Genomic DNA, 15,972 nt, shown 5'->3' on the forward strand with positions numbered 1-15,972 from the left:
CGTCGTACCAGCTCGTGGTACCGGTGATTCCACCATGTGATCGGCAGTGCCGCTACCTGCGGGTGACCGAGTCCCACGCCGCCATCGCCGCGTCCACCACGGCCGTCAGCTCGGCGGCGGAGGCGTCGTCGCGCGACCGCACCGACATTCCATAAAGGACTGAAAGGTAGAAGTCGGCGACCGCTTCCGGCGCCGCGGTGATCTCCCCGGCCGCCCGCGCCTCGGTCAACCTGGCCACCAGGGTCGCCCGGTCCCGCGCCCGCAGGTCGGCCAGCAGCGCGCGCACCGGGTCGTTGTCGGCACTGGTGTTGGTCGCCGCGAGCACCACCATGCAGCCGGGTGGGGTGTCGGGGTCGGCGTAGGCGGCCGCCCGCGCGCGCAGCAGCCGCTCGACGGCCTGGCAGCCCGTTGGCTGGGCGCGGAGGTCGAACTGGCTGTCCGGGCCGTCGTAGAGCTCGACCGACTCCCGGAACAGCAGTTCCTTGCCGCCGAAGGCGGTGTAGAGGCTGCGCGTGCCGATGCCCATGGCCGCGGTCAGGTCGGCGATCGACACGGCCTCGTAGCCGCGCTCCCAGAACAGCCGCATCGCCGTGCGCAGCGCCGCGGCCCGGTCGAACCCGCGCGGTCGCCCCGGTCCCGGCATCGCCGCCTCCTCACCCGCTCGCGGTTGACAACGCCGATGCTACTGCGGCAGGGTAATTGTGCAACGTTCGATGCAGAATTACGGCCACGGGGGAGCACGACGATGGGTGAGCACGGGCAGTTGGCGGGCGCGGTCGCGCTGGTGACCGGCGGCAGCAGGGGGATCGGCGCGGCGATCGCGCGGCACCTCGGCCGGGCCGGGGCCGATGTCGCGATCACGTACAACACCGCCGCCGACCTGGCGACCGACGTGGTCGCCGAGCTGACCGCGCTGGGGGTGCGCTCGGTCGCCGTGCGGGCGCCCGCGACCGAGCGCGGCGCGGTGGACGCCGCCGTGCGCGTGGCGGCCGCCGAGCTGGGCGGACTGGACGTGCTGGTCAACAACGCGGGCATCGCCCGCTACGGCCCGGTCGCCGACACCGGTGACGAGGACGTCGACGACATCATCGATGTCAACATCCGCGCCGTGTTCACCGGCACGCGCGCCGCGCTCGGGGTGATGCGCGACGGCGGCCGGGTGATCACCATCGGCAGCAACCTCGCCGACCGGGTGTCCAGCCCCGGCCTGGCGCTCTACACGATGAGCAAGTCCGCGCTGGTCGGCTTCACCAGGGGCCTCGCCCGAGACCTCGGCCCCCGGCGCATCACCGCGAACCTGGTGCAGCCCGGGTCGACCGACACCGACATGAACCCGGCGGACGGCCCCGGCGCCGCGGCCCAGCTCGGCACCAGCGCGCTCGGGCACTACGGGACCGCCGACGACGTGGCCGCGACCGTGGTCCACCTGGCCGGTCCCGGTGGCGCGCACATCACCGGGACCGTGCTGACCGTCGACGGCGGTCAGAACACCTGACCAGCGGCGTTCCGCGCCGTGAGCGCCACGGCCACGCGGCGTTCACCTGGGGTGCATAGCTTTCTGCCCGGATCGGGGACACGGGAGAAGGAGGGGCTATGCGCAGAACAGTGGCGTACGGGGCGATCGGTGCCACCGTGCTCGCCGCGGGTGTGCTCGCGGGCGTGCCGAGCTCGGCGACGCCGGAGCACGGCCGCGGGTTCGGCCAGGCGGCGCTCACCGCGTTCGCCGCACTTCCGGCGGAGACCTTCGTCTCGGCCAGCGACCCGTCGGGCGCGGCGCTGGGCACCACCCCGGTCAACGGGATCGTGCCGCCGTTCGCCGACCAGCCGGTGCAGGGCTTCAGCGGGATCGTGCGCAACGGCGACGGCACCTTCGAGGTGTTGTCGGACAACGGGTACGGCAACAAGGCCAACAGCGGCGACTTCGTGCTGCGGATCCACCGGATCGCCCCCGACCTCCGCCAGGGCGCGGTGGACGTGCTCGGCGGGGTCAACCTGACCGACCCGAACCGCAAGGTGCCGTTCCCGCTGACCCGGCCAGACCGGGTGCTCACCGGCTCCGACTTCGACGTCGAGTCGATCGTGCGCGCCGCCGACGGGACGTACTGGATCGGCGACGAGTTCGGCCCGTACCTGCTGCACTTCGACCGTGCGGGGCGGCTGCTGACCGCGCCGGTGCCGCTGCCCGGCGTGTTCGCCCCCGAGAACCCCGCCGGGACGCCCAACCTGGGCGGCAGCAAGGGCTACGAGGGCCTGGCGATCTCCCCGGACCGGCGCACCCTCTACGGGCTGCTGGAGGGCACCGTCGCCGGTGACGCCGCGGGCACGTTGCGGCTCAACGAGTTCGACCTCGCCTCCGGCGCCTACACCGGCAAGCGGTGGGTCTACCAGCTCGACCAGCCCAACCACGCCATCGGCGACCTCACCGCGGTCGACCGGGACCGGTTCCTGGTCATCGAGCGCGACGGCGGCCAGGGCGTCGACGCCAAGGTCAAGAAGATCTACCTGCTGGACAAGCGCGACCGCGACCACGACGGCAAGCTCGACAAGGTCCTGGTCGCCGACCTGCTGAACCTGGCCAACCCCCGGCACGTCGGCGGCTTCGCCGACCCGTTCACCTTCCCGTTCCAGACCATCGAGGACGTCGTCATCCTCGACGACCGCACGCTGGCCGTGCTCAACGACAACAACTTCCCGTTCTCCTCCGGGCGCACCCCCGGCAAGCCGGACAACAACGAGTTCATCACCGTGCGGCTCACCGACCGCCTGAACGCCGACCCGCGGGTCTTGCGCTGACCCGACCGCACGAAGCGCACGGCCCCCGGCCAGGTACTACCGGGGGCCGTGCGCCTCGGCCTAGGGCTGCTGGGCCTGGACGACCCGGTAGCCCAAAGCGGTGAACATGCCGGTCAGCATGGCGAGCGTGTTCTTCTCCGCGCGCTGCGTCAGACCTGACTTCTGCGCGGCCTCGCTGATGCGCTGCTCCGCGGCGACGTAGAACTCCCGTTGGTCCTGAGGAGCGCTCACCAGCGCACTGAGTTGGTCGAACAGGCCGCGATCCTGGCGGTAGAGGTAGCTGCGTTCGTTGTCCAGGTTCGGCTTGCTGAGCTGCGCCTTCGGTAGCCGCAACTGCACCGTCTTGGCCTGCTGGTCGACGGTAAGAGCGTTGTCGGCCAGACCGCGGAAGTCGACGAACGCGTCGACGCTGCCCGCCGCGACAAACAGCGTGCGTTCACCCGCGATCTCGGCCGGGACGTACTTGACGTCCTTCTCGATGTCGACCACGACCTGGTAGTCACCGGCGGCCGCGTGGTACTCGCTGAGGTCGCGCACGGCCTGCAGCACGGCGGGTTGGCTGCGGTCCACGGTGTCGGTGCCGGGCTTGAACCAGCCCGCCGCCCCGATGCCCACCGCGCCCGCCGCCACGACCAGCACGATCACGGCAACGCTGCCGATCCACTTCTTGCGCACCTGCCATCACCCCACTCGGTATCACCCACCAAGTGCCACCTGGGGCCGCCGCTGAACCAGCAGCGACGATATTACTCCGATCGGGTGATTTGGCGGCGGCGGTATTTCCCTGATGCCACTCGGGACTCGCGGCTGCCGGGAAATCCGCGGCGTGCGGGTGTGTGCGGGCAGTGATCGGTTACGGCGGGCAACGCCCGTTCGGGGGTTTTGCGGCGATGTTCGCCACGCGGGCGACCAAGTCCGGTCCTCGGTCCAGCGGGTGGCGTTTGCCCAGTTCAGGGGGTTGTGAATTGCTGGGAATGGGTGATTTCCGCGGTCTTCTCGGCAATTCCCGGATGTCGTTGACCCCCGGTGTGCGACCGTGCCACCATGGGTTTCGGGGGGTGTCCGCACGATCGCGCGCACATCCGTTTCACCGCGGTTCCGGCACGGGTCTTCAACTGGGGGATTGATGACTAGTGGGATGTTGTCGCGCCGACTCGGCGGGTTACCCGCCGCGGGCGAGCGGGCCGAGGACGTGGTCCGGGCCGCCCGCCACCACGTCGCCGTCGTCTGGCGCGACGGGGTGCTCCCGCTGACCCCGCGCGCCACCGTCGCGCTGCTGGCCGAGGTCGCCTGCCGCGGGGTGGTGGTCCAGGTCCTGTGCGCCAGGGACAACACCTACGCCGCCGCCGAACTGGCCGACGCGGCGCGGCGCGGCATCGAGGTCCAGTACGTGCCGAGGGGGACGCCGGACGCGATCATCGTCGATCACCGGGTCGCGGTCTTCCCGCCCGGCCTGACCGACGACACCCCCGCCGCGGTGCTGCGCCACAGCGGCGTCGTCTCCGCCGCGCGCGAACTGTTCACCGCGGGCTGGCAGGCCGCCATCGCCGCGAGCCGGGTCCCGCTGGCCTGCGTCCAACTCCACCGCGACATCCTGACCCTGCTCGGCCGGGGCCACACCGACGACACCGCCGCCCGCAAACTGGGCGTCTCGGTGCGCACCTACCGCAGGCACGTGGCCACCATCATGCGCACCCTCGGCGCCGACTCCCGCTTCCAGGCGGGCGTCCTGGCCCGTGAACGCGGCCTCGTGTAAGGGCTTGCCACCCGGGCATGTGGACCCCCTTGGGTGTCCACAGTGTCTACATCGGACCGGTCAGCCGCGGGGCTGGTAGTGGCCCGCGTGCTTGCGCTGGGTGATCCCGAGCCGGTTCCAGGTGTTGATCAGGGTCGCCGCCATCACCACCTTGGCCAGCGTCGCCTCGTCGAACACCCTGGCCGCCTCGGCGTAGACGTCGTCGGGCACGTGGCTGCCGATGACATCGGTGATCGCCTCGGTCAACGCGAGCGCGGCCCGTTCCTGCTCGGTGTAGAGCCCGGTCTCCCGCCACGCACCCAGCAACAACAACCGCTGCGTCGTCTCCCCGGCGGCCAACGCGTCGAGGGAGTGCATGTCCAGGCAGAACGCGCACCCGTTGACCTGCGACCCGCGCGTGAAGACCAGCTGGATGATCGTCGGATCCAGCCCGGACTCCACGACGGCCATGTGCAGCCCCAGCAGCGCGCGATACCCCTCCGGCCACGCCGCCGCCAGGTCGACCCGTCCCTCGCTCATGGCCGGAACCTACCGGACCCCAACCCCCGAAACCTGCCCGCCACCCGGGTGGCATTGACCCCGATCAGGTGGTCAACACCGGCCTGCTCCAACACACCGCGCCAGTGGGAGTCGAACGATCCTCACCGCTGCGAGCGTGGCAGCGAAGAACCATCGCGCCGGTGGCGGACCTCCACGGCCCCAGGCGAACCGATGTCGATCCACCAGGCACCTGTTCGCGCGAAGCTGGTGATCCACACCCCGACCTCCCGTGAAACGGGCAGCCATCCACCGGGCTCGATGTCGATCAGGCGCGGCGGCGGACGCGGTTGTCGTCGAGCCGACTCGCTGTGCGGCTCGATCCCGGCCCGCCTGCCCGGCGCGATGTCGCCGACCAGCCGCCGCGACGGTCGGCGGTGTCGAGCCGCCCCGCGTTCGCCTGCCCGCCACCCGGGTGGCAGCGACCCCGATCAGGTGGTGAGCAAGGTGCGCACGGCGAACACCGTGAACACCACCGCCACCACGCCGTCGGTCACCCGGAGTGCGAGCGGCGTGTGCAGCAGTGCCGACAGCCTGCGCACCAAGGTGATCCACACCAAGAGCCACAGCATGACCAGCCCCAGGTAGACCACGGCAAGCGGCGTCAACCCGGCGATCGGGTCCGACCCGGCGGGGATGAACTGCGGTAGGAAGGCCATCAGGAACAAGCCCACCTTCGGGTTCGTCCCCGTGCACAAGAACCCCTGCAAGTACGCGCGTCCAGCGGGAGGCGACGCGACGACCCCGCCCGGAGCCGCTGGCGACAACGCCGAGCGCAGTGCCAATGCCGCCATCACCAGCAGGACCACCGCCCCCGCCACGCAGAAACCCCGGTACAGCCCGGGTCTGGTGGCCAGCAGGGCGGCGAGGCCGAGGGAGCCCACCACCAGGTGGGCCGCCCCCGCGGTGACCATGCCGAGTGCGGCGGCCACCGCGGGGTGGGGCCGGCGGTGGGTGAGCAGGAGCCGGGTCAGCAGGGCCAGGTCGGGGCCGGGGGTCATGATCACCAGCAGCGAGCTGACCACGAACGTCGTGCTGACCACGGCCCCGCTCAGCCGATCGGGGCAGGCTGGTCGTCGGTGATCACCAGCGAGCGCTCGAGGTCGCGGATCACCCGGTAGTCGGCGTCGACCTGGGCGGCGTCGGGGTGCGAGAGGATCGCGAAGCCGAACTCCAGGCTGTCCACCAGGTTCCTGGTCGCCTGCACCGGGCCGCCCTCGGTCAGGTTCTGGGTGGAGAAGTGGTGGCTGGCCAGGTCCCGCACCTTCGCCAGCGCCGACACCCCGTGCACCACGCCGGAGGCGGGCGCGATGTGGAACACGCAGGTCTGGTGCCGCACCAGGTGGTAGTCCGCCGACACCGGTTCACCGGCCAGGCTGCGGACCGTGCGGTCGATCTGGCTGTCGCCGGTGGCCACCCGGTTGAACCTGGGCTGCCCGCCGCCGTGCGGGCGGGCGCCGAGCTCGATCAGCAGCGGGCCGTCCGCGGTGTGCATGATCTCCACGTGCGCCGCGCCGTAGCGGACGCCGACCGCGTCGAGCACCGCCCTGGCGTAGGCCAGCAGCACCGGGATCGCCGGGTCGGTCTCCGGCAGCCAGCGCATCGTGTCGTACACCGCCATGTACGGCCCGTTGTCCACCTTGTGGTAGCGGCACACGTCGACCAGCGCGTGCACCCCGTCCTGGCTGAACGTGTCGATGACGTACTCGGTGCCGGTGACGTACTGCTGCACCAGCAACCGGTCGTCCACCTCGCCGAACTGGTTGACCCGCCCCAGGTTCGCCGCGAACACCCCGGCCCACCCGACCCCGCCGGTCACCTTCACCACGCCGTCGGTCGACGCGCTCTTCGGCGGCTTGATCACCAGGTCCGCCCCGACCAGCCCGGAGCGGACCAGCCACTCGCGCACCTCGTCGACGTCGGCGGTGCAGATCTGCGGGATCGTCGGCAGACCGGCGGCGGCGACCGCGGCGGCCATCGCCCACTTGTCCCGGCGCGCGTCGGCCAGCCCGGGCACGTTCGACCGCGCGGGCGCCACCAGCGGCGCCAGCCGTTCGGCCAGCTCCACCCCGGACTCGCACCCGGCCAGCACGCACCGCGGGTCCAGCGCGCGCAGCCGGTCCGCCACCTCGGTGAGGTCGCCGCGGTAGACGATCGGGTCGGTGTAGTCGGCTGGTTGGTACGAGGACGCGTACGCCTCCGGCGGCTGCTCGGAGCTGAGCACCGCGACGACCTCGATCCCGCGCTCGGCCAGCGCGGCGGCGAACAGGGCGCCCGAGGAGTACGGGTCGACGATGACCGCCGGTCCAGTCGGCTCAGACACCGGCGGCCTCCGCGTCGGCGACGGTGCTGTCTGTGATGGTGATGTCCTCGCCCCCGGCCAGGGTCACCACGGCGGCGCAGAACCGGCGGACCATGTCGGCGGCGGGCTCGCTGACCCCCCTGGCGCGGACCGGCGCGTGCACCATCCCCGCCTCCAGGACGTACCGGACGGGCGTGTCGTTCTGCCCCAGCAGGTCCACGTACTTCTCGGCGTCGACCCGCAACGAGTCCTTCTCGCAGCCGACCACGTAGGCGGGCGGCAGGCCGTGGAACCTCCCGCCGAGCAACGGCGAGACGTACTGGTCGGCGGCCTGGTCCACCTCGGGGCAGTAGCAGGCCACGAAGTACTCCATCTCCCCGCCGGACAGCAGCGGCGCGTCCTCGCCGCCGTGCCGCCAGCGGGTGAAGTCCAGCACCGGGCTGATCAGCGCCTGCCCGCGCAGCACGGGGCCGCCGCGGTCGCGGGCCAGCATGGACAGCACCACGGCCATGTTCGCCCCGGAGCTCTCACCGGCCACCACGGCCGCCGAGGTGTCGATGGACAGCCCGAACGCCGCCGGGTCGGCCAGCACCGCGCTGACCCCGGCGTAGCAGTCCTCCACCGGGCCGGGCGCCGGGTTCTCCGGGGCCATCCCGAAGTCGATGGCGATGGTCACCAGGCCGGTGCGGTCGGCGATCTCGGCGACCAGGCTGTGGTGGCTGTGCAGCGAGCCGATGACGAACCCGCCGCCGCGCACGTAGAACACGACCCCCGGACCGGAGGCCGTGGCGGGCTCGTAGACGCGCAACCGGACACTGCGACCCTCGTGCTCGGCGGTGACATCGCGCCAGGTCACGGAGTCGGGGACGGGGATCGGCAGTGCCTCGGTCAGCGAGTCGTAGAGCTCGCGCTGCCGCTCGACCGGGTAGGTGTAGTAGTCCGGGGGCAGCGCGGCGTTCACCGTGTCCACGAACTCCTTGATGCCCACTGCGTACGACATGTCCGCGCCTCTCGTGCTGTACCTGGGGTGGAACGGGTGCCTCGGTGGAGCGGGTAATGCCTGGTGGGCCGGGTCGGCCCGGTGCTCCCACGGTGGAGAACACCGGACCGCCCCGCGGTGTTGCAGTCAGCCCGCGCGGCGCGCGCCGCACAGGTCGGGGGACAGCGGGCGGTGGCTGGTGCCGACCTCGGTGTCGGCGGCCACCGGGAACACGGCGGTGACCCGGTTGCCGCTGCGGACGGCGGGGATCCCCTTGCGCAGCAGCCTGGTCATCGACGTCGGTTGGTCGTGCCACGGGCACAGCAGCCGGTTGCCGCTCGCGTCGATGGTGGCCAGGTGCAGCGGGCCACCCCGGTGCGAACACCGCGCGGCCGTGATGAAGGCGCCCCGGCCGGTGCGCGCGTACACGTAGGGCACGCCGCCGACCTCGGCGCAGTTGCCCACCCCTGAGGCGGCGAAGGTCAGGACAAGCATGCGCGGTAGTCACCCACCGAGTGGATCTCGTACACGCACTCGTCGGACTCGATGATCGCGCCGTGCAGCCGGTTGCGCCAGATCACCGTGCCCTGGCCAGCCTCCAGGATCTGGTGCGAGTCGTAGCCGCTGACGAACCTCATCGTGCCGGAGACGATGTGGCACAGCTCGTCGCCGTCGTGCTGGTGGGTGTTGGACAGCTCGCCGTGCGGCTCCACGATGTGCGCGACCGGCGCGGTCACCTCGCCCGCCTCGACCTTGCCCCACACCGGCTCGTGCAGCTCCTTGTTGCGCGGGCCCGCGTCCATCCAGGCGACCTGCGCGGCGAAGTCCTCGTCGGCGATCCGGTTGACCACCTGGAACTCCTCGAAGCCGCGCACGATCTCCGGGATCACCGACTCGCCGCAGTAGTCCACGATGGGCAGGATCAGCTTCTCCAGCGCCATCCGGCCGTGGTGGGTGTCGATGTGCACGTGCTCGGTGAAGTACCGGACGTCGGCCTCGCCGTCGAACACCTCGGTCAGCAGGTCGGCGGCCCGCTGGCACCACGGCACCAGCGTCGTCTCGGTGTAGTACAGCGCGCCGAGGTAGCGGAAGAAGTGCTCGTGGTTCTTGCCGAGGTAGTGGAAGTAGTTGCTCAGCATCAGGCTGCTGGTCAGGTAGTACTGCCAGTAGCGGTGCACGTCCGTGCCGAGGCCGACCGAGGTCAGGGTGTCCTCGAACAGGGTGCTGTGCTTGGTCTCGTGCACGCCGTAGCCGTACTCGTCGATGATCACCTTGAACCACTCCGACTGCACCGGGCCGTAGTAGCCCAGCACGTTGCGGATCATCGGCGACGCCTCGGACAGGAAGTCCGGCGCGAACTGGATCAGCCAGTTGCGGGCGGCCCGCTTGGGGTCGCTGGACTCGCGGATCGCCTGCTCGCTCGCCGACGCGGTCTGCGGCTCGTCGGCCAGCTTGCCCAGGTACGCGGCCAGGCTCTCCTTCGTCCACGCACCGCTGACCTCGACCTCGTCGTCCAGGAAGCCGAACACGTGCCGCTCCAACGACGGGCGGATCATCTCGCCGCGGGCCCGGTTGGTGGCGCTGTAGTACTTGCGGAAGTCCGCGTAGGACTCCTCGGTGAACCCCTTCTTGGGCAGGAACACCAGGTCCGTCTCGTAGATCGCGGCCAGCAGCCGGTTCGCCGCCAGCGCCGAGTACTCCAGGACCTGGTCGACGCCGAGCGGCTCGCCGAAGTCCAGGTGCTTGATGATCTGCGGCCGCAACTGCCTGCGGTACGGGTTGTCGGAATTCTCCCATTCCTCGTTGTCGAGGTAGATGGAGTTGCTCGCGTAGTCCAGGGTCAACTCGGTCAGCTGCTCGGCGGATAACTCGAAAGGGGTGTGGTTCGGGACGAAGTTCACTTATATTCCTTCCACCGCGCTCGCGAAGTCGAGTTGTCGGGCGGAAAGCCTGCCGCCCGTCCAGGAGAAAGCGATCCGGACCCGCTCACCGGCGGCGTGCTGGCGGGGTTCGGCGAAGGGCACGAACGCCTGCATCCAGTGCGAGGCGAGGTTGTCCGGGGCGTTGCGCAGCGCGATGCCGCCGCCGAGGCGCAGGTCGAACCACACCGCCAGGCCGTGCGCGGTGCCCGCGTCGGCGACGTCGAAGCCCACCTCGACCGACTCGTCGAGCAGCGCGTCCGCGGCGAAGTCGAACCGGGCGATCTCGGTCTCGGCGGAGATCAGCCGGTGCGGCCAGGTGGGCAGCCGGACCGGGAAGTGGCCCCGGGTGGACAGGGCGTTGAGCAGCCGCACGTCGAGCCCCGCGGCGGACTGCACGCGGTTGAGGCCGTCGACGGCCTGGCTGTCGAGCAGCGCGCCGTGGAGCACGGCGGAGTCCGGGAGCAGCACCCCGCCCGGCTCGAGGAGGTGCTCGCGCGCGTGCCGCACGGTCGGCAGCACGCCCTCGCCGACCAGGCCGCAGTCGACGATCTCGGACACGATCACGTCCGCCCGGCGCGGCAGGTCGACCCCGACGACCAGGTCGGTGGACAGCTTGGGCACCACGGTGATCACCTCGGCCAGGCCGTGCGCGGCGATGATCTGCTCGGCGACCGCGGCGAGCACCGGGTTCTGCTCGCAGGTGGTGACCGAGCCCGCGCCCGCCTTGACCGCCATCATCGCCAGCAGTCCGGTGCCGGAGCCGATGTCGAGCACGTGCGCGCCGGGCGGCACGACCCGCTCCAGCGCGACGGCGAACGCGTCGTTGCGCTCCAGGTCGTTGAGCATCGCGAAGTGCCAGCGCGGCACCGACCGGATCGCCGCGCCGAGCAGCGCCTCGGTGACCTCGGTGCTCGCGGGGGTCCCCGGCAGCAGGGTGCGCGCCGTGGTCACCGACTCGGTGGCCTGGTCGAGCGCCACCCGGACCGCCGCGGCGGCCAGCACCCGGCTCACGTCCTGTTCGGCCGCCGGACGGTCCTGTACCGCGTTCGCGGGTTTCTCGAGGGTTGTGCCGACACCTTCTTCTGGTAATCGGCTGACTGGAGGCGAATTCATCAGACATCCCCGCCATTAATTGATTGACTACCCGAGATCCAGAGCAGGTCGGGGGTAGTGAAACAGGTTTGCCTGGGGGCGTCAACGACGTCCGAGTCGAGCAATTGTATTGAATTCATCGATAGGGGTCGGGGGTATTGCGCCGTTCGAGTGGCAGGGGTGTCGCCCACACGGCGGAGCCCGCCGGGCGGTCGTGTCGCCCGGATCGACCATCCGGCGCACCTGCCTGCGACCGGGGGCCGCCCCGGCACGGGCGGGCCCGTGCCGCGTAGGTGGATCGGGTGAATGTGGCCTGGTGTGCTGCTGGCTGGGGTGGCCCTGGTGTGGGTAGGCTGCGTGTCGCACCCCCATTCGAGCGAGGCGCCTTCCCCATGAGCAGTTCGCGTTACGGCCAACTGGCGATGCCTGGCCTGTCCGAGGAACCCGACCACACGCCGGTGCGCACGACGCCCGCGCCGGTGGGCACGGAGGTGGTCACCGCGGCGGAGTTGGACTGGGCCGCGGTCGGGTCCGAGCTCGACCGCAACGGGTTCGCGTTGACGCCACCGTTGCTCACACCGCGGGAGTGCGCCGAGGTGCGCGCGATGTTCGACGAGCCGAAGCGCTTCCGCAGCACCGTTGTCATGGCGCGGCACCAGTTCGGCGAGGGTGTGTACCGGTACTTCGACCACCCGCTTGCCGATCCGGTCACCCGGCTGCGCGGCGAGTTCTACCCGCCGCTGGCCGACATCGCCAACACCTGGGCGCGCAGGCTCGGCACCGAGGAGTTCCCGCCGGATCTCGTTGGCCTGCACGAGATGTGTGCGCGGGCCGGACAGCACCGTCCGACCCCGCTGCTGCTGCGGTACGAGGCGGGCGGCTACAACTGCCTGCACCAGGACCTCTACGGCGACGTGGTGTTCCCGTTGCAGCTGGCCGTCATGCTGAGCCAGCCGGACGAGGACTTCACCGGCGGCGAGAACGTGTTCGTCGAGCAGCGGCCGCGCGCGCAGTCACGGCCGCTGGTCGCCAGGCCGTGCATCGGCCAGGGCATGATCTTCACCGTGCGGGACCGCCCGGTGCCCTCGGTGACCAGGGGCTGGCGGCGGGTCGTGCTCCGGCACGGGGTCAGCGAGATCCACAGTGGACTGCGCTACACCCTGGGCATCATCTTCCACGACGCCACCTGACGCTCAGAACAACCGCAGGTCGTCACTGTCCGGTGTGGACTCCAGGTCGAGCAGGCCGCGCTTGACCTGGAGCCCGCCCGCGTACCCGGTCAGCGCGCCGGAGGAGCCGACCACCCGGTGGCAGGGGACGAACACCAGCACCGGGTTGCCCGCCAGCGCCTTGCCGACCGCGCGCGACGCGGCGACGGGCAGGTCGAGTTCGCGCGCCAACCAGCCGTAGCTGACGGTCTTGCCGTAGGGGACGCGCTCGGTGAGCGCGGCCAGGACGCGGTTGTCGAACTCGGAGACGCCCAGGCGCACGGGGGTGGCGAACTCCCTGGTCCCGCCCGCCAGGTAGGTCGTGACCTCGGCGATCGCCCGGTCGGCCAGCTCTGCCTCGTCCTCCCGCGTACCGCCGAAGCGCTGGGCCAGGTGGTCGGCGGGCATGAACTGACACCCGACGACAGCGCCGTCCTTGGCCGCGACGGACAACTCACCGAACTCGGTCACGGTCGACCGGACGGTCACACTCATCGGGATCACCACCGGGTTTGTCGTGTGCAACGGGACCCTCAAGATCGAACCGCACCGAGCAGCCCCCGAGACACAGCCTACCGGGCGACGGTTGCGCCCTAGGCGGTCGTACTTCGGCCTGTGGACAGGGTCCGGGCTTGTGGACAGGTCGCCTGCGGCGCCAAGTCGGCACCGGGCGGCCCTGGTGGGCCACTGCTCGCGGACACCCCGCACCGAGCGAGAACGCTGTTCGCGCGCCACCGCTATCCGTGACCCCGCACAGGGTTGTCCACAGGGCGGCACGCAGACCTCCCAGTGCCGCGCCGCCCCTCGGTAGGCTGTATCTCGGGGGCTGCTCAGCACGTTCGATCTTGGTCCACGCCCCGGAAGTGGGGCGGTGGTGGGTCCGGGGGAGTGGGCCCACCACCGCTGGGGGAAGGGCCTCAGGCCGGGTCGCGGGCCTCGCCCGAGGTGGTCGAGGCCGCGTGGGCCTCGTCCAGTGGCAGGGTGTCCGCGCCGGGGGTGGGCTCGGGCTTGGTGTCCTCTTCGGACGGTGGCTGGCGCATGCCTGCCAGGGCGGCGATGACGGCGACGACGGTGATGATCGACGAGCCCCACCACACGCCCGCGGGCCAGACGGTCCACAGGGCCACGCCGAGCGCGGGGCCGACGGCGTAGCCGATCTGCATCGGGAACGCGGCGGCGGCGATGTAGCGGCCGCGCAGCCCAGGAGGTGCCACCTGGCCGGGGTAGGCCGACGCGGTCGGGGTGCCGATGATCTCGCCGAGGGTCCAGACCAGGGTCGCGACCACGAACATCGCGATGGCCGGTCCCGCTATGTAGAGGTTCATCCCCACACCGACCAGGCCGACCCCGAGCGCGACCGCGAGCTTGGCAGGCAGCCGCTGCACGAACTTGGTGAACGGCAACTCCAGCGCGATCACCACGACGGCGTTGAGCGACAGCAGCGCCGCGTACACCCCGGGCGTGTGCCCGTCGGCGGTGATCTGCAGCGGCAGCACGGCGATGTGCTGGATGTAGACGACCGCGTTGAGGAACAGCGCCAGCATGAACAGCGTGAACCCGCGGTCCGACAGCACGGCCAGGTACGACTTGCGCTGCGTCGCCTCGGCGGAGTCCTTCGCGGCGGCGACCGCGTGCGGCAGCCGGAGCGCGAACAGGGCGAACACCACCGAGGTGATGGCGTCGACGTAGAACATCAGGTCGTAGGAGTACGCGATCAGCAGCGCGCCGAGCAGCGGGCCCGCCGTGGTGCCCAGGTTGAACGCCAACCGGTACACCGCGAACACCATGACGTGCTGCTTCTCCGGCGTCAGCTCCACCAGCATCGCCGACGACGCGGGCCGGTACGCCTGCGCGAGCAACCCGGTGGCGGCCGCGACCACGAGCACCAGCCACAGCGCGGACAGGTGCACCAACACCGCGGTCAGCGCACCGGCGCCCGCCATGGACACCACAATCGTCCACCGGTAGCCGAACCGGTCGGAGATAGTGCCACCGAGCAGGACGCCGACGACCGAGCCGATGCCGTAGGCGCCGAGCGCGATACCCGCGGCGGGCTCGCTGAAACCCTTCTGGGTCAGGTAGAGCACGAGGTAGATCTGCAGGAAGTTGCCCAGCCGGTTGACCAGCATGCCGACCAGCAGCAGCCACACCGGCCGGGAGATCTGCCGGAGCGTCTGCACCACCGAGGGGTGGTCGTTCTGGTTCACGCGGTCACCTCGACCGGCGTCCCGGTCAGCTCCACGAGCGTCGTCGGGTCCTTGAGCGCCGCGGTGACCTCGTCGACGGTGTCGGCCACGGCGATGATCCGGCCGTAGCGGGCGATGTAGCCGCGCGGCGGGAGCTTGAGGGTGGCGCCGGGGTCGGCCATCGCGATCGCCTCGTGGATGTGCGGGCCGAGGTTGTCCTCGTGCACGGTGACCTGGTCGACCCGGGTGTCGCGCTCGGGGTAGAGGAACGCGACGGCGGCGACCCGGCGGTGCTTGGGCGTGGTGTCCGGGACCACGCCCGCGGCGACGTCGGCGGCGGCGAGCGCGATGTCGACACCGGTGGCCAGGTAACCGAGGTAGGGGATCGAGTCGCCGCCGAGGCGGGCGTTGACCTCCAGCAGGCGGGGACCGCGCGAGCCGAGGCGGAACTCGGTGTGCGTCACCCCGGTGTGGAACCCGAGCGCCTTGTGCGCGCGCTCCAGGGCCTCCAGCAGTTCAGGGTCGGCCAGCAGCGGGTCGCCCGCGTCGACGACGTGCCCGGTCTCCTCGAAGAACGGGTCGAACCCGACCTGCTTGCGCGCCAACGCCAACGGCACGAACCGCCCGTCGTGGAACACCGCGTCCACGCTGATCTCCGGCCCGTCGACGTACTCCTCGACCAGCACCGACATGTCGAACACCGGCACACCCGGGTAGGTGATCGCGGTGGCCGCGGCGTACGCGTCCGCCACCTCGCTGGGGTCCCTGGCGAGCTTGACCCCCATGCTCCCGGCCAACCCGCGCGGCTTGACCACGACCGGGTACCCGACCTGCTCGGCCGCGGCCAACGCCCCGTCCAGGTCGTACACCCCGACCGACACCGGCTGCGGCACCCCGGCCTCCGCCAACGCCACCCGCGTCGCGTTCTTGTCCCGACAGGCCGCGATGGCCCCCGGCGAGTTCCCCGGCAACCCCAACGCCGCGCTCACCGACGCCGCGGGCCACACCAAGCCCTCGTCGTAGCAGAAAACCCCAGCCACCTCGTGCTCAGCCGCGACCGCACGGGCAGCGGCGATCAATGCCTCGTGGTCGGTGTTGTCCACCACCGTGTTCCCCACGACGTACGGCTCTTCCCAGCTGACCCCCGCCGGCTGCAACAACCACAACCGATACCGCGGCGCCACCGCCCTGAGAATG

At 71.1% G+C, this 15,972-nt stretch carries 16 protein-coding genes; 4 read left to right on the plus strand and 12 right to left on the minus strand.

What is annotated here, in order from left to right; genetic code table 11:
* Positions 1 to 52: 52 nt before the first annotated feature.
* Positions 53 to 643, minus strand: coding sequence for a TetR/AcrR family transcriptional regulator (locus tag CLV68_RS26345; protein WP_121393586.1), 591 nt, complete (start codon positions 641 to 643; stop codon positions 53 to 55).
* Between the two features lie 102 nt (positions 644 to 745).
* Here CLV68_RS26345 and CLV68_RS26350 point away from each other — a divergent pair, with 102 nt between their 5' ends.
* Positions 746 to 1,495 carry an SDR family NAD(P)-dependent oxidoreductase gene (locus tag CLV68_RS26350; protein ID WP_121393587.1) on the plus strand — a complete coding sequence of 250 codons (750 nt, stop codon included), beginning with the start codon at positions 746 to 748 and terminating at the stop codon, positions 1,493 to 1,495.
* Between the two features lie 98 nt (positions 1,496 to 1,593).
* Positions 1,594 to 2,793, plus strand: coding sequence for an esterase-like activity of phytase family protein (locus CLV68_RS26355; RefSeq protein WP_121393588.1), 1,200 nt, complete (start codon positions 1,594 to 1,596; stop codon positions 2,791 to 2,793).
* A gap of 60 nt (positions 2,794 to 2,853) precedes the next feature.
* Here CLV68_RS26355 and CLV68_RS26360 read toward each other — a convergent pair whose 3' ends face one another.
* Positions 2,854 to 3,468, minus strand: coding sequence for a DUF4230 domain-containing protein (locus CLV68_RS26360; protein WP_121393589.1), 615 nt, complete (start codon positions 3,466 to 3,468; stop codon positions 2,854 to 2,856).
* Positions 3,469 to 3,919: 451 nt separating this feature from the next.
* On the opposite strand from CLV68_RS26360, the gene CLV68_RS26365 reads away from it, so the two are divergent.
* The gene (locus tag CLV68_RS26365; protein WP_147460175.1) at positions 3,920 to 4,549 is read left to right on the plus strand and encodes a helix-turn-helix transcriptional regulator; all 630 of its coding nucleotides are present in this window, start codon (positions 3,920 to 3,922) and stop codon (positions 4,547 to 4,549) included.
* Positions 4,550 to 4,609: 60 nt separating this feature from the next.
* Here the strand turns inward: CLV68_RS26365 and CLV68_RS26370 are convergent, their stop codons facing one another.
* The 7 genes from CLV68_RS26370 to CLV68_RS26400 form a co-directional block, all read right to left on the minus strand.
* Positions 4,610 to 5,068: a carboxymuconolactone decarboxylase family protein gene (locus CLV68_RS26370; RefSeq protein ID WP_121393591.1), complete on the minus strand. Its 459-nt coding sequence runs from the start codon at positions 5,066 to 5,068 to the stop codon at positions 4,610 to 4,612.
* Between the two features lie 449 nt (positions 5,069 to 5,517).
* Positions 5,518 to 6,129 carry a LysE family translocator gene (locus tag CLV68_RS26375; protein ID WP_121393592.1) on the minus strand — a complete coding sequence of 204 codons (612 nt, stop codon included), beginning with the start codon at positions 6,127 to 6,129 and terminating at the stop codon, positions 5,518 to 5,520.
* Between the two features lie 8 nt (positions 6,130 to 6,137).
* Positions 6,138 to 7,409 (minus strand): ATP-grasp domain-containing protein, encoded by a 1,272-nt coding sequence (locus CLV68_RS26380; RefSeq protein WP_121393593.1) that lies wholly within the window; start codon positions 7,407 to 7,409, stop codon positions 6,138 to 6,140.
* Positions 7,402 to 8,388, minus strand: coding sequence for an alpha/beta hydrolase (locus CLV68_RS26385; RefSeq protein WP_121393594.1), 987 nt, complete (start codon positions 8,386 to 8,388; stop codon positions 7,402 to 7,404). The genes CLV68_RS26380 and CLV68_RS26385 overlap by 8 nt, the downstream gene beginning before the upstream one ends.
* Positions 8,389 to 8,514: 126 nt before the next feature.
* A complete protein-coding gene (locus tag CLV68_RS26390; protein WP_121393595.1) occupies positions 8,515 to 8,862 on the minus strand; it encodes a Rieske (2Fe-2S) protein in 348 nt (115 codons plus the stop codon).
* Positions 8,850 to 10,268 carry an iron-containing redox enzyme family protein gene (locus tag CLV68_RS26395; RefSeq protein WP_121393596.1) on the minus strand — a complete coding sequence of 473 codons (1,419 nt, stop codon included), beginning with the start codon at positions 10,266 to 10,268 and terminating at the stop codon, positions 8,850 to 8,852. The genes CLV68_RS26390 and CLV68_RS26395 overlap by 13 nt, the downstream gene beginning before the upstream one ends.
* Entirely contained in the window at positions 10,269 to 11,402 is a 1,134-nt protein-coding gene (locus CLV68_RS26400; protein WP_121393597.1) for a class I SAM-dependent methyltransferase, read from the minus strand.
* Between the two features lie 371 nt (positions 11,403 to 11,773).
* Here CLV68_RS26400 and CLV68_RS26405 point away from each other — a divergent pair, with 371 nt between their 5' ends.
* A complete protein-coding gene (locus tag CLV68_RS26405) occupies positions 11,774 to 12,571 on the plus strand; it encodes a 2OG-Fe(II) oxygenase (protein WP_246010120.1) in 798 nt (265 codons plus the stop codon).
* A 3-nt stretch (positions 12,572 to 12,574) separates the two neighbouring features.
* Here the strand turns inward: CLV68_RS26405 and CLV68_RS26410 are convergent, their stop codons facing one another.
* The 3 genes from CLV68_RS26410 to CLV68_RS26420 form a co-directional block, all read right to left on the minus strand.
* The gene (locus tag CLV68_RS26410; RefSeq protein WP_121393742.1) at positions 12,575 to 13,084 is read right to left on the minus strand and encodes a methylated-DNA--[protein]-cysteine S-methyltransferase; all 510 of its coding nucleotides are present in this window, start codon (positions 13,082 to 13,084) and stop codon (positions 12,575 to 12,577) included.
* A gap of 422 nt (positions 13,085 to 13,506) precedes the next feature.
* Positions 13,507 to 14,796 carry an MDR family MFS transporter gene (locus CLV68_RS26415; protein WP_121393599.1) on the minus strand — a complete coding sequence of 430 codons (1,290 nt, stop codon included), beginning with the start codon at positions 14,794 to 14,796 and terminating at the stop codon, positions 13,507 to 13,509.
* On the minus strand, positions 14,793 to 15,935 hold the full coding sequence (locus CLV68_RS26420) for an ATP-grasp domain-containing protein (RefSeq protein WP_170224593.1): 1,143 nt from the start codon (positions 15,933 to 15,935) through the stop codon (positions 14,793 to 14,795). The genes CLV68_RS26415 and CLV68_RS26420 overlap by 4 nt, the downstream gene beginning before the upstream one ends.
* Positions 15,936 to 15,972: the final 37 nt, after the last annotated feature.

The sequence above is a fragment of the Actinokineospora cianjurensis genome, from assembly GCF_003663795.1.
GTDB lineage: Bacteria > Actinomycetota > Actinomycetes > Mycobacteriales > Pseudonocardiaceae > Actinokineospora > Actinokineospora terrae.